23 protein-coding genes and 1 pseudogene are annotated in these 20096 nt (G+C 65.9%); 12 read left to right on the top strand and 12 right to left on the bottom strand.

Going from position 1 to position 20096, the window contains the following annotated elements; genetic code table 11:
* Positions 1-7 precede the first annotated feature (7 nt).
* From H7U20_RS03290 to H7U20_RS03250, 9 genes are all read right to left on the bottom strand, one after another.
* Complete coding sequence (locus H7U20_RS03290; RefSeq protein ID WP_199518189.1) at positions 8-1969, bottom strand: DUF4815 domain-containing protein; 1962 nt, start codon at positions 1967-1969, stop codon at positions 8-10.
* A gap of 14 nt (positions 1970-1983) precedes the next feature.
* The gene (locus H7U20_RS03285) at positions 1984-2469 is read right to left on the bottom strand and encodes a hypothetical protein (protein ID WP_199518188.1); all 486 of its coding nucleotides are present in this window, start codon (positions 2467-2469) and stop codon (positions 1984-1986) included.
* A gap of 1 nt (position 2470) precedes the next feature.
* Positions 2471-3604: a phage tail protein gene (locus tag H7U20_RS03280; RefSeq protein WP_199518187.1), complete on the bottom strand. Its 1134-nt coding sequence runs from the start codon at positions 3602-3604 to the stop codon at positions 2471-2473.
* Positions 3598-4428 carry a baseplate assembly protein gene (locus H7U20_RS03275; RefSeq protein WP_199518186.1) on the bottom strand — a complete coding sequence of 277 codons (831 nt, stop codon included), beginning with the start codon at positions 4426-4428 and terminating at the stop codon, positions 3598-3600. The genes H7U20_RS03280 and H7U20_RS03275 overlap by 7 nt, the downstream gene beginning before the upstream one ends.
* The gene (locus H7U20_RS03270) at positions 4425-4742 is read right to left on the bottom strand and encodes a GPW/gp25 family protein (protein WP_370593065.1); all 318 of its coding nucleotides are present in this window, start codon (positions 4740-4742) and stop codon (positions 4425-4427) included. Before H7U20_RS03270 ends, H7U20_RS03275 begins: the two co-directional genes overlap by 4 nt.
* A gap of 17 nt (positions 4743-4759) precedes the next feature.
* Positions 4760-4954, bottom strand: coding sequence for a hypothetical protein (locus H7U20_RS03265; RefSeq protein ID WP_199518184.1), 195 nt, complete (start codon positions 4952-4954; stop codon positions 4760-4762).
* Positions 4955-5139: 185 nt separating this feature from the next.
* The gene (locus tag H7U20_RS03260; RefSeq protein ID WP_199518183.1) at positions 5140-5736 is read right to left on the bottom strand and encodes a phage baseplate assembly protein V; all 597 of its coding nucleotides are present in this window, start codon (positions 5734-5736) and stop codon (positions 5140-5142) included.
* Between the two features lie 9 nt (positions 5737-5745).
* Positions 5746-6276, bottom strand: a complete 531-nt coding sequence (locus H7U20_RS03255) for a hypothetical protein (protein WP_199518182.1) — start codon at positions 6274-6276, stop codon at positions 5746-5748.
* A gap of 261 nt (positions 6277-6537) precedes the next feature.
* Positions 6538-7230: a hypothetical protein gene (locus H7U20_RS03250; RefSeq protein WP_233410467.1), complete on the bottom strand. Its 693-nt coding sequence runs from the start codon at positions 7228-7230 to the stop codon at positions 6538-6540.
* Between the two features lie 176 nt (positions 7231-7406).
* On the opposite strand from H7U20_RS03250, the gene H7U20_RS03245 reads away from it, so the two are divergent.
* From H7U20_RS03245 to H7U20_RS03200, 10 genes are all read left to right on the top strand, one after another.
* Positions 7407-8072 carry an XRE family transcriptional regulator gene (locus H7U20_RS03245; protein WP_199518180.1) on the top strand — a complete coding sequence of 222 codons (666 nt, stop codon included), beginning with the start codon at positions 7407-7409 and terminating at the stop codon, positions 8070-8072.
* Between the two features lie 226 nt (positions 8073-8298).
* Positions 8299-8559: a hypothetical protein gene (locus H7U20_RS03240; RefSeq protein WP_199518179.1), complete on the top strand. Its 261-nt coding sequence runs from the start codon at positions 8299-8301 to the stop codon at positions 8557-8559.
* Positions 8560-8877: 318 nt separating this feature from the next.
* Positions 8878-9813 (top strand): hypothetical protein, encoded by a 936-nt coding sequence (locus tag H7U20_RS03235; protein ID WP_199518178.1) that lies wholly within the window; start codon positions 8878-8880, stop codon positions 9811-9813.
* Between the two features lie 9 nt (positions 9814-9822).
* Positions 9823-10617 carry a hypothetical protein gene (locus H7U20_RS03230; protein ID WP_199518177.1) on the top strand — a complete coding sequence of 265 codons (795 nt, stop codon included), beginning with the start codon at positions 9823-9825 and terminating at the stop codon, positions 10615-10617.
* A 34-nt stretch (positions 10618-10651) separates the two neighbouring features.
* The gene (locus H7U20_RS03225; RefSeq protein WP_199518176.1) at positions 10652-12436 is read left to right on the top strand and encodes a hypothetical protein; all 1785 of its coding nucleotides are present in this window, start codon (positions 10652-10654) and stop codon (positions 12434-12436) included.
* A gap of 101 nt (positions 12437-12537) precedes the next feature.
* Positions 12538-14304, top strand: coding sequence for a DUF885 domain-containing protein (locus H7U20_RS03220; RefSeq protein ID WP_199518175.1), 1767 nt, complete (start codon positions 12538-12540; stop codon positions 14302-14304).
* A 92-nt stretch (positions 14305-14396) separates the two neighbouring features.
* The gene (locus H7U20_RS03215) at positions 14397-16280 is read left to right on the top strand and encodes a DUF885 domain-containing protein (RefSeq protein WP_199518174.1); all 1884 of its coding nucleotides are present in this window, start codon (positions 14397-14399) and stop codon (positions 16278-16280) included.
* 222 nt (positions 16281-16502) lie between these two features.
* On the top strand, positions 16503-16949 hold the full coding sequence (locus H7U20_RS03210; protein WP_199518173.1) for an SRPBCC family protein: 447 nt from the start codon (positions 16503-16505) through the stop codon (positions 16947-16949).
* A 141-nt stretch (positions 16950-17090) separates the two neighbouring features.
* Entirely contained in the window at positions 17091-17312 is a 222-nt protein-coding gene (locus H7U20_RS03205; RefSeq protein ID WP_199518172.1) for a hypothetical protein, read from the top strand.
* Between the two features lie 177 nt (positions 17313-17489).
* Positions 17490-18062 (top strand): type 1 glutamine amidotransferase family protein, encoded by a 573-nt coding sequence (locus tag H7U20_RS03200; protein ID WP_199518171.1) that lies wholly within the window; start codon positions 17490-17492, stop codon positions 18060-18062.
* Between the two features lie 40 nt (positions 18063-18102).
* On the opposite strand, the pseudogene H7U20_RS03195 reads toward H7U20_RS03200, so the two are convergent.
* The 3 genes and pseudogenes from H7U20_RS03195 to H7U20_RS03185 all read right to left on the bottom strand — a co-directional run.
* Positions 18103-18360: pseudogene (locus tag H7U20_RS03195) on the bottom strand (antibiotic biosynthesis monooxygenase family protein); the annotation flags it as partial.
* Between the two features lie 80 nt (positions 18361-18440).
* Complete coding sequence (locus H7U20_RS03190) at positions 18441-18746, bottom strand: HigA family addiction module antitoxin (protein WP_199518170.1); 306 nt, start codon at positions 18744-18746, stop codon at positions 18441-18443.
* Positions 18747-18794: 48 nt separating this feature from the next.
* Positions 18795-19064, bottom strand: coding sequence for a type II toxin-antitoxin system RelE/ParE family toxin (locus H7U20_RS03185; RefSeq protein ID WP_199518169.1), 270 nt, complete (start codon positions 19062-19064; stop codon positions 18795-18797).
* Positions 19065-19431: 367 nt separating this feature from the next.
* Here H7U20_RS03185 and H7U20_RS30860 point away from each other — a divergent pair, with 367 nt between their 5' ends.
* Entirely contained in the window at positions 19432-19593 is a 162-nt protein-coding gene (locus H7U20_RS30860) for a BrnT family toxin (RefSeq protein ID WP_370593070.1), read from the top strand.
* On the top strand, positions 19580-19867 hold the full coding sequence (locus tag H7U20_RS03175) for a BrnA antitoxin family protein (RefSeq protein WP_199518168.1): 288 nt from the start codon (positions 19580-19582) through the stop codon (positions 19865-19867). Before H7U20_RS30860 ends, H7U20_RS03175 begins: the two co-directional genes overlap by 14 nt.
* Positions 19868-20096 lie beyond the last annotated feature (229 nt).

The following is a 20096-nucleotide window of genomic DNA, read 5'->3' as shown; positions in this document are numbered from 1 at the left end:
GCTCCTGTTATGGGGTTGGGGTGACGACGATGCCGTCGAAGCTGACGCTGTCCAGCGCCTCGTTCGGACCAAAGCCGGAAATCGCGAAGCTGACCGGAATCTGACGCAGCTTCTCCAGCGCCTGCGACGAGGTCGACAACAGGTTGTTGACGGTGCTGCTGGTGGTGTTGACCAGCGCGCCGCCGCCGGTGACGATGCGCGTCGTCAACGGGCTGCTCCAGGTCGTGTCGACATCGGTCCAGCGGTCGATGGCCGGGGTCAGCGTGACGCTGGCCGGCAGGCCGTCGAAGGCCGCATACGGATTGACCTTCATCGTCGTGGTGCGCATCGGCTGCGACAGCACGGTGGCCAGCGTGAACTTCAGCGATGCGGGCGCCTTGACGTCGCCGCCCGGCGCGTTCGGCGTGGCCGTCACCGGCAAGGTCAACTTGCCGGCGACGATGGCCGCGCTCTGCGCCACGCCCTGGTCGCGCACGCCGTCGTTGAGGAAGGGGTCGACGAAGATGCCCTTCTTCAGCGCCGTGTCGCGGTTGGCGGCGTCGGTCTTGAGCGTTTGCTGGGCGATCAGCGTGGCCATGAAGTCCATGCGCGCGTTGATGTTGGCCAGGTCCTGCATCGGCACCACGCGCACGCCGTCGTTCTGCACCACGCGCGGCGCGCGCCAGCTCTGCTGCACGCTGGCCAGCGCCAGCAAGGCGTCCGGCACGGCCGGCGCGCGCGGGTTGACGTCCGCCGCGACACCCTTGATCCACACCAGGGCGCCGTCGGCGTCCAGGCACAGGCGGTCGACACGCGGCAGCTTTTGGCTGTAGTTGACCAGCACCTGGGTGCCGTTCACGGCGCCGGTGACGGTGAAGCCGGTGTCGTCGATGAGCGTCGGCGTGACCGCCACATTGCACTGGTAGATAACCTGATAGGTGCTGTTGGTGGCCGGCTCGGTGCCGGGCAGGCCCCAGTCGATGGCGCCGGCGGTCAGCTTGTAGCTGGTGCCGGCGACGTAGCTGGTGCCGCCGACGAAGCCGTCGCCGTTGGCGTTGATGGTGCCGCCCTGGTTGACGGCGACGATCTGCACGATGGACGAATCGGCCAGGTTGTCGGCGCCGCCGGTGTAGCCGCCGCGCGTCATCGTCGCGCTCTTTTGCAAGGTGATGTGGACCGCCGCCAGCGAAGCCAGCGGCACACGGTCGAGGGTGACGCGCTGCGGCGCCGGACCGCTCGACACATGCGGCTCCAATTCGATGTTGCGCAGGTCCGGCTTGGCCGCGTACACCGGGCGGCGGCTGGTGGCCAGGTTGACGCCGAAGCCGTTGACGCGGGCGCGGCCCTCGGACACGGTGTAGACCTGGGCGCCGTTGACGTCGGCCGAGGCGGCCACATTCAGGCCGCCGACGACATAGGAGCCGCCCGAGCTGTCGCGGTCATAGCGGGCCAGCGCCTGGGTCACGCCGTCCAGATTGGGCGGCGCCTCCTTGGCGCGCAGCACGCCGTCGTCGATCAGGTAGACCGGGTAGAACTCGCCGGACTGGCCGTCGCCGGCCACGCCCCACACGGCCAACGTCTTTTGGCGTGCCGCGCCCGGTTCCTGGTAGCCGCGCGTGCCGGCGGCCGGATTGCGCAGCTCGGCCACTTCCAGCTCGGTGACCACGCTGTCCTTCAGGTAGACGCCGATGGTGGCGCTGCCGACGGTGGCCACTTTCAGCTCGCGTGCGGCCAGGCCGCGCACGGCGCCGCGGATGTAGATGGCGCCGGCCTCGCAGACCGAGGCGCCGGTGTCCGGATTGATGCGCACGCGGGCGTCGCGGATGATGTCGCCGTCCTTGAACAGGGCGTCGCTGACGCCCTGCAGGCGGGCCATGGCGGCCGACTGGATTTCGTTGAGTTCGGCCGACTGCAGCACGCGGTCGGCGCGGAACATGATCTGCTCGTGGTTGTCGGCAGCGTTGAAGCGGTTGTAATACTGTTCGATCATGATAATTGTCCCGTTCAGAAAGGCAGTACGTATTCGAAGGTCTGGCGGATGGAGGGGCTGCGCGTGGTCTTGTCGAAGCGCTCCAGCGCATACAGCTTGCCGGGGCTGAGCAGGTCGGCCGCGATGAAGTAGCGTTGGCCCGGCGGCAGCTCCGGCTTGACCACCGTGCCGAGGAAGATGCCGACCTCGCGCAACTGGGCCGCCGGCGCGTCGAGGAAATCGAACACGAAGCGCACCAGCAGCCACTTGGTCGGCGTCTCGCTGAGTTTGTAGCGGCCGCCGACCACCGAGATTTCGCCGGCCGGGTCGGGCATGACGAAGCGCGTTTCGGTGGCGACGCGGCGGCCCACCTCGGCCACCAGCGCGGCCGCGTTTTTCGGCTCGGGCGCCGTGCCGGCGCTGTCCCAGGCCGGGTCGCCCGAACCCCAGGCCAGGTGGATGGGTCGGGACTTCACCGCCTCGGCCAGCGCCGCGCGGCCGTCGTCTTGTAAAACTGCCATATCAAGCTCCATTGTAAAAAGTGATGGTTGAAGGAATCGTGATGCGCCAGTGGCGCGCACTCCAGTTGCCGCTCCAGCCGGCGGCTTTGATCGGCGTCTCATAAACGCCGGCCGTGCCGCTGAAGAGGGCCTCGCGCGCCAGCCGGGCGAAACCGGCCGACGGCAGTTGCAGGACCGGCGCCAACGCCGCCCGCGCATCGATGTCGAAACGGTCGATAACGATGCGGCGCAAGCCCTGGTCATGGCTGTCGAGCCGTTCGCCGTCGAGCACGAAGCGGCGCTCGATCAGCGTCATGCCGCCGCCCAGCTGGCTGTTGATGTCGTCCAGCGCCGTCTCGTCGCCGTCCAGCAGGACCTGCGACAGGGCCATCGTGCGGTGCGCCGTCAGCGTGGCCGGCGTGGCCGCCGTGTCGGCCGTGGTGCCGGTCATCAGCTGGCCCATGATGAAGCGGCCGTCGGCGATCAACTCGCTGTCGAGCTGCCAGGTGTCGAGCATCATGCGGTCGTCGTAGGGCGCGTTGGCCGAGAAGGTATCGGTGCGGGCATGGTCGGAACCATCGCCCGGCGTCTCCGCCACGCCGCCACGGCGCGCCGCGAACGACAGCTTGATGCCGTCGACCAGCACGCCGGAGTCGTCGTCCAGCAGGCCGTCGTCGAGCCGGCCGTCGTCCAGCCGCAGCGGACGCAGGTCGTAGCCGTGGTACATGCGGTACAAGCGGGCGTGGGCCGGCAGCGAGGCGCGCACCAGGTGCGCCACCGCGCCGACGCGCAGCTGGGCGTAGGCGTCGCCGGGGTCGATCTGCAACCACGGCCCCTCCTCCTCCAGCTTGGCCGGGTAGCCCAGCCAGGACAACGCCCGCTTGACCGAGGCGGCCGTGCCGCGCTGGCGCAACCACGGCAGACCGGCCTCGATCAGCGCCGCCGTGCTCTCGAAGTAAGGCGCGAACTCGGCCAGCTGCCACTCCGCCGCCAGCCAGGGCGCCAGCGGGCCGGCACCGGCCTCGGTGCGGCGCAGGCCGGCCGGCGCGTCGGCCAACGCGTCGAGGGCGGCGCGCGGCACCGTGCGCGCCAGCGCCCGTTCCAGCCCGGTGGCGTTGGGCGGCAGCAGCCTGGCCGCGTCGGCCAGCGCTACCATGCGACACCGCCGTCGACGATGCGCATGCTGCCGGGCACCGCGTACTCGTGCGGCGCCACGGTGATGCCGCTGCCGACCAGTTCGACGCGCGACACGCCGGCCACGTGCAGGCGGCCGGCCAGCCAGGAGCCGGACAGGTCGCGCCCCAGCCGGGCGTAGTCGGCGATCTGCGCCGGCAAGGCCTGCCGCAGTTGGTCCACCAGATCGAGCGGCGCGCCGGCCTCGCGGTGGATGGTGGCGGCCACGTCGAGCGGGCGGGCCTGCGCCAGCATGATCGACAAGGGAATGCCGAGCGGCTTGGCGTCGTCCGCCGCGAACACCGCCCGCACCGCCGCCAGCACCGCCGCGCCGTCGGCGCCCTCCTGCGGCCAGACGGCCAGCGCCACGCTGCCCGGCGGCGCCGCCATGATGCCGGCGTCGCGCACCAGCGGGCTGGCCGACAGCGCCGCCAAGCGGTACTGCTCCGGCGTGCCGTTGCCGGCCAGCGCGGCGGTGCGCAGTTGGGTGCGCAGGCGCAGCCGCTCGTCGCTCTCGTCGGCAAGGCGGCGCACGTTGTAGAAGGCGGCGGCGTGGTCCAGGTCGGCGCCCTCGGCGAAGGCCAGCAGGCTGGCGCGCGCCGCGTCGTTGATGCGGGCGCGGATTTGCAGCTCGCGGTAGGCCGCCAGTTGCAGCAGCTTGACCACCGGGTCCGATTCGAGCGCGGCGTTCCAGCCCTCGCCCATCTGGCCACGGAAGGCGGCCAGCATGTCCTGGTAGATCTGCTCGAAGTCGAGCGGCTCCACCATGTCCGGCGGCGGCAGTTGGCTCAGGTCTATGGTGCTCATGTCTTCACCTCCAATATCATCGCCTCGCCCAGGTAGTCGCCGCTCAGGCGCAACGCGACGCTGCCGTCGAGCACCGACTCGACCGCCACCGCTTGCAGCTTCAGGCGCGGTTCCCAGCGCCCCAGCGCGCGCGCCACCTCGGCCTGCAGCGAGGACTTCCAGCCCGGCGTGACGGGCAGGTCGACCATGCGCGGCAGCGTCGAGCCGTAGTCGGGCCGCTCGCGCCGGCTGCCCAGCGGCGTGGTCAAAATATCGCGCACGCTTTGCAGCAGGTGCGCGTTCCCAGTGATCGGCTGGCCGGTGTGCCGATCCATGCCGACGAGCGCCATGGCTATGCCGCCGCGCGCACGACCGGCACCCGCTCGAACTCGGCGTGCTGGTCGAGATGCGCGATCAGTCCCGCGCTGGCCGCCGTCAGCGTGCCGTTGTGGACGCGGTGCTGGCTGCCGTCGGGCAGGAAGATGCTGCGGCTCTGGAAGGCGGTGTCGCGGAACACGACGGGGGGTTTGTTGTTGGCTCTTGCCATGGGTGACTCCTTAAAAAAATGCCCGCATCGGCGGGCATCGTTGAGAAAAATGGTGCTTCGTGTGTCGGCGCCGGCGGCGACGAAAACCACCCAAGGGCGTAAATCTGGGGTCGGACCCGCCGGGTCCGACCCCGGCTCTCTGCCGTTGGGTGGTTTTTGGCGCCGCCAGGCGGGATGCGGCCCAATCAGTGCTTGTGGTGGTTGCTGTTGCCGCCCGAGTCCATCACGGTGCCGGCGGCGTCGACGTTACCGTCCACGCCCAGGTTGCCCTTGACGCTGACGGCGCCCTCCACGCTGACCTTGCCCTTGAAGGTGGTCGAGGCGCAGTCCACCACCAGGCTCGGACATTGCAAGGTGACCTGGCCGCCGGAGACGATGCTGACCGTCTCGGCGTTGTTGACGCTGACCTTCTTGCTGCCGCTGACCTGCAGCGCGCCGGCTTCCCAGTCGTACTCGATCAGGCAGCCGTCGGGCATGCGCCAGCTCACCACCTTGGGGCGCTGCTCGCCGGCCTGGCCGTGCGGCTCGGAATAGAAACCGGGCAGGATGAAGCCGGCCGCCGGCTCGCCGGACGGCGCGATGATCAGCGCCTGCTCGCCCAGCGACGGCGCGCGCCAGTGGCGCACCTGGCCCGCGCCCAAGGTCTGCCAGGGCAGCAGCGCCGAGGTCCACTGGCCGACGCGGATGCGGCAGCGCGCCGCCGCGTGGTCGACCTCGGCGATGGTGCCGGCCTGGATCAGCGCCGCCAGGCGGCGGTCCAATTCGACTATCGGATAGTCCATCGCCATCTCCTAGAGGTTGGTGGGAACGTCGCCGGCGTCCCAGTAACGCGCCTTCTTGCCGACGCCCGTTTCCGGGTCCAGGCCCAGCATCAGCTGGGTGTTGCTGCTGTCCGGATACGGCCAGACCGGCGCGCCCAGTTCGAACTCGTGGCTCCACTCCAACTGCCATTCGAGGCGGCCGGCGGCACCGGTGCCGGCAACGGCCTGCTGCCACTGCGCCATGCCGACCGGCAGGCCCCAGTTCTGATGCTTGAGCACCAGCGCCAGCCGCGCCGCCAACTCGCGCAGCGCCAGCGCCGCCTTGGCGCCGGCCGCGTCGACGATCAGGCGCGCCACGAAGCGGCCGATCAGCGCCGACTCGCCGGTGCCGGGATCGCGTCCCGGCCGCAGCTCGGCCAGCTCGACCAGCACCGCCGGCAGCGCCAAGGCCGATTCGGACGGCGGGTAGTGCAGCACCGTCGGCACGCCGGCCAGCCGCGCCGCCAGGCCGCTGCGGATCGCCTCGTGCAATTGTTCTATCGATTCAAGCTTGTCGCTCATCTTGCGTCCTCTATCACGATGAAACCCAAGGGCGTCAATCTGGGGTCGGACCCGGCGGGTCCGACCCCGATTTTGCTTTGGGGTCAAAAAAAAACCCGCCGGGCTGTGGGGCCGGGCGGGCTGTGGGGGAAATGCTGGGGAAATCCATGTTTGCCGCAGAAACGACAAAGCCCGCTGCGGCGGGCTTTGGATGCTATTACTGCGAGAATGACTAAACTTTATACCCTCTGTAACACCTTGTCAACTACTTTTTTCTACAAACTAGCAAAAAACTTCTCCCACCACGCCCTGCTCCCGCAAATACGGCTCCAGCCGGTCCAGCGCCACCATTTCCAGCTCGTGCAAACGTTGCTTGAGCTTGTCGAAGTTGCGCGCATACGTCATATGGTTGCCGCCGAAGGACTTGGCCAGCTCGCGGAAGCTGATCGCAATGCCCTGATGGTTGGCGTACAGCTTGCCGACCATGCAGTCGAGGGCGAACGGCTGGATCGCCGGGAAGGCCGGCGCCATCCAGTCCGCCAAGCCCTTGATCGCGGCGATGCGCTCGGCCGAGAAGGCGTAGCGGCGCACGCCGGCGGCGTCTTCCATGTCGGTGTGGCCGTACTTCGCCTGCAAGGCCCACATCTCGGTGCGCGGCAGCTTGTGCGCCACGGCGTGGACGATCAAGGCGCACTGGGCGCGCACCTCCAGCGGGCTGAGTCCGGCGAAGTTGACCTGCTTCGACGTGCTGCCGCGCAGCTGTTCGAGCCATTCGCGCTGCGGCTCGGCCAGGCTGCCGGCCGACTCCATGATGCGCATCAACGCCTTGCGTAGCGGCGCGTCCTGCTGCGCTTCCTGCGCCATGATCATGTACGCCACGTGCACCGCCTGCCCGGCGCTGCTGAAGACCGCGTCGCGATACTCCTCCTGCTTACTTACCCCCGCCGCCCTTTTTCCCACTGCCATCGTTTGCATGTTTGCCATGTCCCTACCCGCCTTTCGCTGTGTTCCTGCCACTGTAAAACTTGCCAATTCACACAATATATACGAGAATGAATACAGGATCAATACGCAAATGGATAGAAATTCACCAAAAACTATACGCGGATGTATAATTCATTATGGATATTTCAAGCAGACTGGACGCGGCCATGAAAGAGGCCGGCTTCGAATCGCAGAGCGCGCTGTCGCGCGCCTCCGGCGTGCCGCAGCCGACCATCAACCGCATACTCAAGGGGGTCGGCAAGCGCGGTCCGGAAGCCCACACGCTGGTGCAACTGGCGGCCGCCTGCAACGTCGCCTTCGACTGGCTGCACGAGGGCATCGAGCCGCGCGGCCGCGCCATGGCACCGCCGGCCGGCTTCGTCCCGGTGGTGGTGGCGCAGGAGGACGACGTCCGCTTCTACCAGATCCAGAAGGTCAAGCTGCGCCTGTCGGCCGGCATCAGCGGCTTCAGCATCGAGCCGGAGATGCACGACGGCAGCATGTTCAGCGTGCCGCGCAACTGGGCCGACCGCAACGGCTTCATTCCCGAGCGCCTGATCGGCATCAAGGTGCGCGGCGAAAGCATGGAGCCCTCGCTGTACGAGGACGACTTGGTGATCATCAACACGGCCGACGCCAAGCCGGTCGACGGCGCCGTCTTCGCCGTCAACTACGAAGGCGAGCCGGTGGTCAAGCGCCTGTCGCGCGACGCCGGCGAATGGTGGTTGACGTCGGACAACCCGGACCAGCGCAAGTACCACCGCAAGGTCTGCCGTGGCAACGACTGCATCATCATCGGCCGCATCGTGCGCAAGGAGAGCGACCGCATTTGAGGCGGCGATTCGAAATAATTTCTTTCGATAGCAGGAATTTCCACCGCATTTACCCTTCAATTGTTTGCAGCCAGAATGGCCGCATTCATCCTGATTGGAGTCCGCCATGCGCCGCCTGCCCTCCCGGACCTCCCTACTGCTGTCGCCGTGCCTGCCCGCCCACGCCCACGCCGCGCCGAGCATGGCGACCGTGCGGCCCCTGCCGGCCGACTGATATCCGCAACGCGTGGCGGCCGGCGCGGACGGCAGTTTCTATGTCGGCGGCTGGCGCCAGGGCGCCGTGGCGCGCCTGGATGGCGGACGGATGTCGCTGCGTAGCGTGGTGGCCGGCCTGAACGATGCGTCGTCCGTCGTCGTCGTCGGCAACCGCGTCTACTTCATCGAATCGGAATACCGGCTGCTGCCCGACCACCAGGACGATGACAGCGCCGTGCCGCGCGGCGTGCCTTTCGATTTGCAGTCGCGCGAATTGCCGGCTGACGAATAAGGCCGGCGCGGCAGCGCAGCTGCAAATACCTCCATCCCGTCATCGATCATCGACAGCATGCTGCCGAGCGGCCCACCCCGGTGTGGCGCCGGCCCAACAGGCCCGCCGAGCTTGCGCGGATGTTTGTGCGGACAAGCAGCCTCTGCGGCAGAGTGGCGGCCCGCTCGCGAGGACGGCTCGGCGCGGCCCGGATTGCGGCGCTGTGACGATTGGAGAGAGTTCGGCTAAAAAATGAGAGCAAAATTGCCACTTTACGTAGGAGTAATCCTACAAGACTAGGAAAATCGGAGTGCCGATCCCTTTGCCGAGGACACGAACATGCTTCCCAGCACGCGCCGCGCCGCCCTGCTCTTGCTCGCCGCCATAGCTTTGCCGCCGGCCTTGTCCGGCTGCGCCACCGACCTGAACAGCAACACCACGCTGGCGCTCGGACCCAAGGCGGACTTCGACTCCGCCGACCTTGTCAGCAGCACCACCGAACAAACCAAGATACTGGCACAACTGCAGATCAGGGCGGGTCTGCCCCCACCACCGGAGGCGATCACCACGGACGCCTGGGACAAGGTGATCGACGCCGGCATCGAATACGCCGACTCCAAATGCGAGGCCTACATGGCCGCCCTGGTGCGCCTGAACCGCGACCGGAAAACCGTCAGCGGCGAGCTCGGCCTGCTGGGCACGGCCTCGGCCGGCATCATGGCGGCGGCGAAATCGGCGGCCAAGGATGTTTCGCTGGTCGCCATCGCCTTCGGCCTGAGCGCGGCCACCGTCGACAACCTGAGCAACAACGTGTTGTACGACATCGAACCCTCCTCGGTGCGCGCCCTGGTCAAGGCGCTGCAGGCCAAGTACAAGGACGAAAAGGTGAGCGGCTACACCTCGCGCCCGGCGGCCATGGCGGTGATCCGCGGCTATGCCTCGCTGTGCATACCCGCCTCGATCGAAGCCGAGGTCAACCACGCAGTCAAGAACGCCCAGCCGGGCGGCAAGGCGGGCAACGCCGCCACCGGCCGCGCGCCCGAGGTGTCGAACGCCCGCGTCACCGTCGACGCCTCCTTCGCCCCCGATGCCAGCAGCAAGCTGCTGAATCAGTTCGTCAAGCAGAACGGCGCCATCGACAACGAGCGCCGCAGCCGGCTGGAAGCCTTCATGCGGGCCAAGGGCATCGGCGTCAGTTACATCGCCTTCATCAACACGCCGGCCTATGCGCAGGACCGGGTCGAGGCGGTGCTGTTCTTCAACCTGGCCAAATAGGGAGTACACATGAGCACACAGGAAATCCTGCGCGGCGTGCCGCCGGACGGCGTCGCCGAGCTGGTGGCCGATTACCGCGCCATCGGCGCCACGGTGCAGAAAATCGCCGAGCCGGACGGCAACTTCACGGTGATCGCCACCTTCGCCGGTTCGCCGCAACTGGCCCCCCTGGCCACCGCCGACGAGGCCGAGGCCGCCCCGGCGCCGACCGCCGCGCTGGTCGAGGAACTGCCGCCGCCGCTGCCGGCCGGCCCCTTCGCGACCTTGGCGGCGCAGTACCGCGCCTGCTTCGACCTGTGCCAGATCCGGCCCCAGCGCCAGACCGAGATCAAGGGCCGGGTCGGCCGCCTGCTCGACAACGCGCCGCGCTACCGGGCGCTGGCCAACGACGTCAAGATTCCTTGGTACTTCATCGGCATCATCCACATGCTCGAATCGAACACCAATTTCGCCACCCACCTGCACAACGGCGATCCGCTCAGCGCCCGCACCAGCCACGTGCCGCGCGGCCGCCCCGCCGCCGGCAACCCGCCGTTCAACTGGGAGGACAGCGCGCTCGACGCGCTGACGCTGGAGGGTTTTGTCGGCTTGGGCGATTGGAACGTGGCCACCATGCTGTACCGCTGGGAAAAGTTCAACGGCTTCGGCTACCGCGCAAAAGAGCTCTGGTCGCCCTATGTGTGGAGCTATTCGAACCTGTACGAAAAGGGCCGCTTCGTCGAGGACCACCGCTTCGACCCGGACAGCGTCTCCCAGCAATGCGGCGCCGGCGTTCTGCTGAAGGCCCTGCAGACGGTGCTGTAACACCCGTCGCGGCCCCGCGCAAAAGGAGATGATGATGATGATGATGCGATCGCTGTGCCGACTCGTGCTGCTACTGCTCTGCGTGAACCACGCGGCCGCATTCGAATCGCCCGAACACAAGCAATTGGCCGACTTGTCCTATCACTTGGCGACGCAGATCTTTTGCGCCACCAACCCGAGGGTCGACTTCTGCCTGCTCAAGGACGAGGAGAAGACCTTCTTCGACCCGGTGGGCAACGCCGTCGAGGCGCAGCACTCCACCGCCACACCCTACAGCCACATCAGCTACGGCGACATCGTCATGTGCGTCGACTACTTCCTGACGCCGGAAAAACTGCTGGCCGGACGCGAAAACCAACTGATCCTGGCACGTCCGAAGGGCGACGCGCGCGCCCGGCACGGCCAATTGTTTCCCGAACGGAGGAGCGATCTGGAATTCAGGTATTGGCAGCGCTGCGATCCCGCGGACTCGAATTTCGAAGGCGCGCGGGCCGGCCATGTCAACCACTCCCACTTCCAGGCGGAGTTGCTGGCGGCGCAGCGCACCAATCATTTGCTGGCGCTGATGTTGCGCGCCTCGGACGGCAACCTGTTCGGCGCCATGGTGGCGAACGCCATTTCAGATCATTTCCTTCAAGACAGCTTCGCCCCCGGCCACATCACCACCTGGCGCAGCCGGCTCAGCGACATCGCCGCCAACGCCTACCACGACCGCAACAACCAGCGCGGTTGGACGATCGCCGTCGACAAGACGGTGCTTGCCGACACGACCAGCATCCCCAACGCCTCGCATGGAGTCAATCTGATCGGTACGATTTTGCAAAGCCTGTGCGAAGATTTGGCGGTGCGCCAGTACTTCTTCCGCTACATCGGCGAGTCCCCCAAACCCTGCGCGGCCGACTGCGCAGTGCTGGCGCAGAGCGAAGACAAACGCCTCGACAAGTTGCTGGAGTTCATGCGACGCGTCCACGGCAAGGAGGAGCTCAAAGTCAAGCTGCGCGGCGACCAGCACCTGTGGGACGCGGATCAGGACGAGCAGCGCCTGGTGATGCTGTGGACCGAGGTCCGCGCCATTTTCGACGTGCTCGAAAGCCAGTCCAGCGAGGCCGGCACCGCCGGTGCCGGTGCCGTGCGCGCGATTGTGCTGAAGGACTCGTTCTCCAAGAGCGCCTGGACCTGGGATTTCGACCCTCCTCCGCAGCCCGCCGAGGAGGTCTTTTACCCCATCAAGCCATCGAAGATCACGGCGGTGATAGGCCCTATCACATATGTCATCCCCGAACGCAACCGGCGTAGCGGCGACCTGGACGACGACCGCACTTGGATCGATTACAAGGCGATGGACCAGATCTGGGGAGTGAGTTACGGCATCGACAATATGACCTTCGGCGACACGCAAAACCGCAAGCTGCTGACGCTCGAAACCGTGGTCCAGGGCAAGGCCTCGCACGAGCGCTTCTCCGAAAATTACGCCTTGCTGGCAGGGCTGCAAGGCTATTTCGGCCCGGGCAGGGACGGCATCGCGCTGAGCAGCCGCCTGGCTTGGGTCCGGCCGGAGACCGAAACCGCGCTCAGCGTGCAGTTGCGGGCGCTACGCTTGGCGCGCGACGGTCTGCCGGCGGCGTGGCGGCCGTCGCTGGGCGGGCGCATCGACCTGGGCTTTTCCAGCTTCCTCACCGCCTATCTGCAAGGCAGCCGCGACGCCGCCGTGCAACGCAACGGCAGCATCCGTGGCGGCTGGTCGATCGGCGCCGGCGTGCAACTGGGCGCACCCACCTGCCGCATCCCGCTGGTCAAGCGGATCGACCAATGCCGCTGAGCGGCGGCGCGCCGAGGCGCTTGACCATGGCTGGCCGGACGACGATACTACTCAGCAATTCGTGACAACCCGCTCACGGAATCCACTGAAAGCCGTCGCCCATGAAACTGTTGATCAAAACGCTGCTGAGTAGTGCCGTCGCCCTCGCCTTCACCCTACCGGCCGGCGCGGCCGAGCTGCCCTGGGTCACCAAGAGCAACCTCAACGCCAAGCTGCTGCTGGAGGAGAAGGCCAGGCTGGCGCCGGAGAACGCCAGCAGCCTGGGGGTCGACGGCTACGACGAGAAGATCAGCGACCTGTCGCACGACACTTTCGAGGAGGAAAAACGCGGCACGCAGACGGTCGTCGCCGAGCTGAAAAAGCGATTGAAGACCGAGCCTGACGCGAAGATCCGCCAGGACCTGGAGATTTTGATCACCTCCGCCGAGGACGGCCTGCGCAGCAACGCGCTGGAGCGAAAATACTTCCTGCCCTTCATCGACGCCACCGGCAGCATCTACGGCGTGGTGCACGACATGCTGGACCCGCGCATCCCCCAGGAGCGGCAGAAATCCCTGCTGTCGCGGCTGGAAAAATATGCCGGCCTGAGCAAAGGCTACCGCCCCTACACGGAGCTGGCGCGCGAACGCCTGCACGAGCGCCTGAAGGCCAATCCGAAGCTGCTCGGCCCGTTCAAGGGCGAGGTCGAGCAGGTCATCAACGACAGCCCGACCTTGATCGCCGGCATCAAGTCGCTGTTGGAAAAGAGTCAGCTGAAGGGCTGGGAAAAAAGCTTCGCCGCGCTGGAACAGCAATTGACCGCCTACAACACCGTGCTCAAGAGCGAAGTGTTGCCGCGCGCCCGCCCCGACTCGCGCCTGCCGGCCGAGGTCTACGCCGACCGCCTGCGCCAGGTCGGCACCGACATCGATCCCGAGCTCTTGATCTCCAAGGCGCTGGTGTCGTTCGCCGAGATCCGCAACCAGATGAACATCACCGGCGGCCTGATCGCCAAGGAACAGGGCCTGGCCTCGGCCGACTACCACGCCGTGCTGCGCGAGTTGAAAAGCAAGCAGATCGCCAAGGAGGCGGTGATGCCGCTGTACGCCGACCGCCTGAGCCAGATCGAGGAGGTGATCCGCAACGAGCACATCGTCTCGCTGCCGGAACGCAAGGCGGTGATCCGCCTGGCCAGCGAGGCGGAGAACGCGCGCCAGCCGGCGCCGCACATGAGCCCGCCCCGGCTGGTCGGCAACACCGGCGAATACGGCGAGTTCGTGCTGACCACCGGCATGCCGCCCGACGCCAGCGGCAAGGCGCTGCGCTTCGACGACTTCACCCACCAGGCCGGCAGCTGGACGCTGACCGCCCACGAGGGCCGCCCCGGCCACGAGCTGCAGTTCGCCAAGATGATCGAGGCCGGCGTCTCGACGGCGCGCGCCGTGTTCGCCTTCAACAGCGTCAACGTCGAGGGCTGGGCCCTGTACGCCGAGGCCGAGATGCAACCCTACGAGCCGCTCGACGGCCAGTTCTTCGCCCTGCAACACCGCATGCTGCGCGCCGCCCGCGCCTTCCTCGACCCGATGGTCAACCTGGGCCGCATCTCGGCGGCCGACGTCAAGTCCTTCCTGATGGACGAGGTCGGCCTGTCCGAGGGCATGGCGACGCAGGAGGTGCAACGCTACACCTTCCGCGCGCCGGGCCAGGCGACGTCCTACTTCTACGGCTACCAGCGCCTGATGGAAACGCGCCAGGCCGCCCAGGTGGCGCTGCGCAACAAGTTCGACCGCCAGGCCTTCAACGACTTCGTGCTGGCGCAGGGACTGGTGCCGCCCAAGCTGCTGTACAAGGCGGTGATGGAAGAGTTCGTGCCGGCCCGGCTGAAATAAGCTTCGCCGCCCGGCCCCTGCGGCCGGGCGCACGCGCCCGCAGAGGGCTCCGCCGTCAAACGGAGCCGCCCCACATTTTTATCGGAAAAAACATGACGTATCGCGTAGGAAAAGGCGCGCTTGCCGCGCCGCTGCTGAGCTTGCTGTTCGCCGCGGGCGTACCGCCCGTCCACGCCGCCGCTGCCGCCAATGCCGCCGCTGCCGCCGCCAAGCCGGCGCCGACGGCGCCATCGCCAACCACAGCGTCGGCTTCCGCGGCGGCGGCGGCGCCGGCGCAGAAGCTCGCCTTCGAGCAATGGGCCGACGCCTTCGCCGCCGACTGGGTGCGGCTGCGGCCCGAGCGCGCCTCGACGGCGCAATACTTCGCCGGCGCCGAGCAAAGCGCGCTGGACCGCGAGCTGACGCCGCACACCACCGCCCAACGCGAACAGGAGGCGCTGCTGGCGCGGCGCGGCCTGGCCGAGGTCGAACGCTGGCTGGCCGGCCCCCTGGACGCCAACCAACGCATCTCCGCCGCGACCATCCGCTGGAATCTGCTGAGCGCCATCGACGGCGAGCGCTACCAGGACTACAACTTCATGTTCGCGCAGATGAACGGCATCCAGGTCGGCCTGGTGAGCTTCATGTCCGAAGCCCATCCGCTGCGCACGGCGGCCGACGTCGACAGCTATCTGGCGCGGCTGGACCAGCTGGGCCAGCGCATCGACGAGGGCATCGCCCTGTCGCGCGCCGCCGCCGCGCGCCAGCTGATCCCGCCGCGCTTCATCCTCGAACGGGCGCAAAGCCAGGTCGACAACTTCCTCAAGCCGGCCGCCGATGCCAACGTGCTGGTCGCCGCGCTGGCCAAGCGCAGCGCCACCATCGCCGGGCTGACGCCGGCGGCGCGCGCCGCCGCCCTGGCCCGCGCCGGCACCATCGTGCAACAGCGCATCCGCCCGGCCTACCTGCGGCTGCAGGCCTATCTGGCCGAGCTGCACCCGCGCACCACCGACCAGGCCGGCATCTCGCGCCTGCCCGACGGCGCCGCCGCCTACGCCCAGGCGCTGGCCACCTACACCGGCACCAAGCTGACGGCCGAGCAAATCCACGCCATCGGCCTGCGCGAGGTGGGCCGCATCGAAACCGAGATGGACCGCCAGTTGAAAACGCTGGGCCTGGCCGACGGCAGCGTCGGCGAGCGCATGGCCCAGCTCGACGCGCGCCACCAGTTGCCGGCCGATCCCGAGCCGCGCGCGCAACTGCTGGCGCGCTACACGGCGATCGTGCGCGACGCCGAGCGGCGCAGCGACGCCGTGTTCAAGCTCAAGCCGCGCGCCCCGGTCGAGGTGCGCCGCGAGCCGCCGCTGACCGAGCCCAGCGCCGCCGCCCACTACAGCGTGCCGGCGCCGGACGGCAGCCGCCCCGGAGTTTTCTGGGTGCCCTTGCGCGGGCCGCAATACGACATGATCCGCATGCGCAGCCTGGCCTACCACGAGGCCGTGCCCGGCCACCACTTCCAGCTGGCCTTGCAGCAGGAGCAAACCGGACTGCCGAAGTTCCGCACCATGCGCATCTTCGGCGGCGGCAGCGCGCACGCCGAGGGCTGGGCGCTGTACTCGGAGCGGCTGGCGGTCGAACAGGGCTGGTATGAGGGCGACGTGGCCGGCCTGCTCGGCGCGCTCGGCTCGGAACTGTTCCGCGCCAAGCGCCTGGTCGCCGACACCGGCCTGCACACCAAGGGCTGGACGCGCCAGCAGGCGATCGATTACGGCATCGGCGCGCAGGAGGTGGAACGCTACGTCTCCTGGCCCGGCCAAGCCTGCGCCTACATGCTGGGCATGTTGCGTATCATCGAACTGCGCGACAAGGCGCAGGCCGCGCTGGGCGACAAGTTCTCGTTGCCGGCCTTCCACGACGTGGTGCTGCGCACCGGCTCGGTGCCGCTCGACGTGTTGGCCGACGTGCTGGACCGTTGGGTGGCCGAGCAGCGCGGCTGAAGTTTGCGGTAAGGAAGGGGCGCGCCGCCGAGGGCGCCCCGTCATCGTCACTCAAGGGCACTTCGAAAAACCACCAAATTGTCTTGTCGTTCCCGCGCAGGCGGGAACCCATGCTGAGCCAATGGATATGCGGCGTATGGATTCCCGCCTACGCGGCGGTCCGCCGATGCGGAATGACGGTTTTTCGAGGGGCCCTCAACTGTTGTCAAAGGAGATAAAACCATGTCCAGTAACACGATTCGACTGCACCGCGTGCTGCGCGCGCCACCCGAGCGCGTCTACCGCGCCCTGCTCGACGCCGACGCCATGGCCAAATGGCTGCCGCCGCACGGCTTCACCGGCAAGGTCCACCACCTGGAGGCCAAGGTCGGCGGCACTTACAAGATGTCGTTCACCAATTTCACCAGCGGCCACAGCCATTCCTTCGGCGGCGAATATCTGGAGCTGGTGCCGAACGAACTCGTCCGCCACAGCGACAAGTTCGACGACCCGAACCTGCCGGGCGAAATGCAGACCACCCTGACCCTGAAGCAGGTGTTTTGCGGCACCGAGCTGAGCATCGTGCAGGAGGGCATTCCTTCGATGATCCCGCCCGAGGCTTGTTACCTGGGTTGGCAAGAATCGCTGACCCTGCTGGCGCAATTGATCGAGGCCGCGGTTCCGGACTGAGCCCTAGCCCGCCGAGCCAACCGGCACGCCGATGGCGCCATCGCGCTATCGCGCGGCGCCAAGTCGGCGTTTTATGTTCCAATGGGAAATTACTTTTGCCGAATCCAGCGGCAACAGGGTCACCTCACCTCTAGGAACAACATGAACCCGATCAAAATTATTGGCGCCCTGCTCATCGCGGCGGGCACGCTTGGCTTGGTGTATGGCGGCTTCAGCTACACGAAGGACACCACCGCGCTCAAGCTGGGGCCGCTCGAACTGTCGGTGCAGGAAAAGGAAACCGTCAACATTCCCTTGTGGGCCGGCATCGCGGCCATTGTCGGCGGCGTGGTGCTGCTGGGGATAGGCGGAAAGAACCGCTAGTCAAGATGGAGGGCGCGCGACAGCGGCGCCGTTCTGCCGCGCCGCGCCGTTTGGTGGCGGCGCAAGCCATGTCCAGAAAAGACTACTGACGGAAATTGACAGACGTGCCGGCTATTCTTTGAACTTCTGCGGGAGGATAATTCCGCCTGCATTCATCGACATCGGAAGGACGCTCCAATGACACGCTGCATCACGATTCTCACGGAAGATTTTGCCGATTGGGAAACCGCCCTGATCAACTCAACCGGGCGCGCCTATTACGGCTTCGAGACGCGCTTCGCCAGCCCCAACGGGACCCCGGTCACCTCGTCCGGCGGGATGATCGTCACGCCGCACTTGGCCATCGACGCCATTGAGCTCGACGAGCTCGACCTGCTTATCGTCTGTGGCGGAAGCATCTGGCAGACCGGTCAAGCGCCAAATATCGCCGCGCTAGTTGCCGCCGCCCATGAAAGAAACATCGTCGTCGCCGGCATTTGCGACGGCACGCGGGTGTTGGCGCAGGCGGGCGTGCTCGACCATGTCCGACATACGTCCAATTCGGCGGAGAATCTGTCGCAACTGAATTATGCTGGCGCCGCCCACTACCAGGATGTGCCCTACGCGGTTGCCGACCAGCGCGTCGTGACGGCGCCCGGCAGCGCCCCGGTCAGCTTCATGGCGGAAATCCTGCACAGCCTGGGGATAGGCGACGACCAGCTCAAAGCCTATCTGGCGATGCATGCCGCCGAGCACAGCAAGGCCGGCTAGAGGTTTTTGGTGTGTTCAGGCCGCTTTGTTTAAGCCCTGTTCAAAACCCGGAGAACACGATCTCCACATGCTCCATGTGTGACGGCCCCGCCACGTAACTTCCAGCCAAGCGGCGGAATTCCTGCAATTCCTCGCTCGCGCGGAAATGCAGGGTGTGGTCTTCCAGCGTCTCCCAGCCAATCACGAGCTTATAGCTGTCCGGCTGTTCGATCGAGCGCTCCAAGCGTAACGATTGGCAACCCCGGGAACGCTTGAACAGCGGCACGGCGGCGGCAATGGCCGCCTCGAATTCCGCGTGGGAGTCCGGCTTAAGCTATAGGGTCGCGATTTCATAAATCATTGATACTCCTTTCGGTGAAAAAACTATTTTTCCTCGGATCAAGCCGCCGGCGCGAAAGGCTTGATCGCCTTGACGATGGCCTTGCCCGCCAAAGCCTCGGCGATACGCAGGTCATACGCGCTTTGCAGATTCAACCAGCCTTGGGCCTCGCTACCGAAGTAACGCTCCAAGCGGAGCGCTGTATCGGCCGTCACGCCGCGTTCGCCCTTGGTGATTTCGCTTAAACGCGAATAGGGAACGTGCAGGGCCAGTGCCACAGCGCGCACGCTTACGCCCATGGGCTTGATGTAGTCCTCCACCAGGATCTCGCCGGGATGGACAGGACGCATACCGTTCTTAAACATGATGCACTCCGTTTCTGTTCGGGGTTTCAAATTCCGGCTGAGCCCGATTCAATGCGGGTCATCGATCAGCACGTCATAAGGGCCGCTCTCGCCCCATTTGAAGATCAAACGCCATTGGTCATTGATCCGCACATGCCAAGCGCCGTCGTACTCCTTCAGATCGTTACCGGGTGGCGCCTTCATAAAGTTCACCGAGGGCGCAGCATCGAGCTGGGCTAGCTTGCGCTCGGCCACACTCTTGATGTTGACGAACCGGCGGCTTTTACCCGTGGTGAACAGGGCTTCCGTGTCGGGGCACGCAAAGGACTGGATTGACATCAGTTCACGTTATCCGTTATCCGGTTAACAGTCAATTTTTTGTTATCAATCCATCAGTACGCGCGTGCCGGACTGTAGCGGTCATGCAATTTAGGGCACAACAATAGTGGGTTGCAACACATTACTTCATGTGAACCAATGCCTCATTGCGGAAACGATTTTGCGGCAGTCCCCGGCCTCCGACGGTAGCGCATCACAATTGAATATTTATAACTACAAATATTCAATTGTTCTCTCAAATAAGTGTAGTTATAATAAATCCATGCAAATCACTTGCGACCAGTCCAAGAACGAAGCCAATCTGCGAAAGCACGGCGTTGCACTCGCCGCTGCGGCGGAACTGGAATGGGATGGTGCACTAATCTGAATTGATGGACGGAAAGAGTATGGCGAGGAACGGAAGTGCGCCATCGGATACATCGACGATCGCCTGTTTTATGTTGTGTATGTAGACCGCGCCGAATCACGCCGAATTATCAGTCTACGCAAGGCAAACTCAAGGGAAGTACATCGCTATGCCGAAGCTTAAGCCGGGAACAATTATTCCAACAAGGGAAGAAGACGAGGCCATCACCAAAGCGGCGATGGCAGACCCCGACTCGATCCCACATACAGATGAAGAATGGGCTCACGTAAAGCCGGCCAAGGGCCGGGGACGACCACTCGGCAGTGGCACCAAGGAACAACTAACGGTGCGCTTTGACACTGAGGTAATCGACAAATTCCGTGGGACTGGTATTGGCTGGCAGAAGCGCATGAACGACGCGCTCAAGGACTGGCTAAGAACTCATACCCCTACATAAAAACGCAGCGCAGACGTCATGGTAAGGAGCCCAACGCGAACACAGGATTTTCCCTCGGATCAAGCCGCCGGCGCGAAAGGCTTGATCGCCTTAACGACGGCCTTGCCGGCCAACGCCTCGGCGATACGCGGGTCATACCGGTAGTTGTCAACAAAGTTGTCGCGTCACTTCATGCAGCCAGCTTCACTAATTCAGGTTCAGCCCGTTCCGGATTGAGCCAAACCTCGTC

This window comes from Rugamonas violacea (genome assembly GCF_016461825.1).
GTDB lineage: Bacteria > Pseudomonadota > Gammaproteobacteria > Burkholderiales > Burkholderiaceae_D > Rugamonas.
Note: the sequence above shows the minus strand (reverse complement) of the source record. Positions and strands in the feature narration are given on the sequence as shown.

Excerpts from the sequence above, each read along its gene's own strand:
- H7U20_RS03290 (WP_199518189.1), bottom strand. The coding sequence starts at position 1,969 with ATGATCGAACAGTATTACAACCGCTTCAACGCTGCCGACAACCACGAG.
- H7U20_RS03285 (WP_199518188.1), bottom strand. The coding sequence starts at position 2,469 with ATGGCAGTTTTACAAGACGACGGCCGCGCGGCGCTGGCCGAGGCGGTG.
- H7U20_RS03280 (WP_199518187.1), bottom strand. The coding sequence starts at position 3,604 with ATGGTAGCGCTGGCCGACGCGGCCAGGCTGCTGCCGCCCAACGCCACC.
- H7U20_RS03275 (WP_199518186.1), bottom strand. The coding sequence starts at position 4,428 with ATGAGCACCATAGACCTGAGCCAACTGCCGCCGCCGGACATGGTGGAG.
- H7U20_RS03270 (WP_370593065.1), bottom strand. The coding sequence starts at position 4,742 with ATGGATCGGCACACCGGCCAGCCGATCACTGGGAACGCGCACCTGCTG.
- H7U20_RS03265 (WP_199518184.1), bottom strand. The coding sequence starts at position 4,954 with ATGGCAAGAGCCAACAACAAACCCCCCGTCGTGTTCCGCGACACCGCC.
- H7U20_RS03260 (WP_199518183.1), bottom strand. The coding sequence starts at position 5,736 with ATGGACTATCCGATAGTCGAATTGGACCGCCGCCTGGCGGCGCTGATC.
- H7U20_RS03255 (WP_199518182.1), bottom strand. The coding sequence starts at position 6,276 with ATGAGCGACAAGCTTGAATCGATAGAACAATTGCACGAGGCGATCCGC.
- H7U20_RS03250 (WP_233410467.1), bottom strand. The coding sequence starts at position 7,230 with ATGCAAACGATGGCAGTGGGAAAAAGGGCGGCGGGGGTAAGTAAGCAG.
- H7U20_RS03245 (WP_199518180.1), top strand. The coding sequence starts at position 7,407 with ATGAAAGAGGCCGGCTTCGAATCGCAGAGCGCGCTGTCGCGCGCCTCC.
- H7U20_RS03235 (WP_199518178.1), top strand. The coding sequence starts at position 8,878 with ATGCTTCCCAGCACGCGCCGCGCCGCCCTGCTCTTGCTCGCCGCCATA.
- H7U20_RS03230 (WP_199518177.1), top strand. The coding sequence starts at position 9,823 with ATGAGCACACAGGAAATCCTGCGCGGCGTGCCGCCGGACGGCGTCGCC.
- H7U20_RS03225 (WP_199518176.1), top strand. The coding sequence starts at position 10,652 with ATGATGATGATGCGATCGCTGTGCCGACTCGTGCTGCTACTGCTCTGC.
- H7U20_RS03220 (WP_199518175.1), top strand. The coding sequence starts at position 12,538 with ATGAAACTGTTGATCAAAACGCTGCTGAGTAGTGCCGTCGCCCTCGCC.
- H7U20_RS03215 (WP_199518174.1), top strand. The coding sequence starts at position 14,397 with ATGACGTATCGCGTAGGAAAAGGCGCGCTTGCCGCGCCGCTGCTGAGC.
- H7U20_RS03210 (WP_199518173.1), top strand. The coding sequence starts at position 16,503 with ATGTCCAGTAACACGATTCGACTGCACCGCGTGCTGCGCGCGCCACCC.
- H7U20_RS03205 (WP_199518172.1), top strand. The coding sequence starts at position 17,091 with ATGAACCCGATCAAAATTATTGGCGCCCTGCTCATCGCGGCGGGCACG.
- H7U20_RS03200 (WP_199518171.1), top strand. The coding sequence starts at position 17,490 with ATGACACGCTGCATCACGATTCTCACGGAAGATTTTGCCGATTGGGAA.
- H7U20_RS03190 (WP_199518170.1), bottom strand. The coding sequence starts at position 18,746 with ATGTTTAAGAACGGTATGCGTCCTGTCCATCCCGGCGAGATCCTGGTG.
- H7U20_RS03185 (WP_199518169.1), bottom strand. The coding sequence starts at position 19,064 with ATGTCAATCCAGTCCTTTGCGTGCCCCGACACGGAAGCCCTGTTCACC.
- H7U20_RS03175 (WP_199518168.1), top strand. The coding sequence starts at position 19,580 with ATGCCGAAGCTTAAGCCGGGAACAATTATTCCAACAAGGGAAGAAGAC.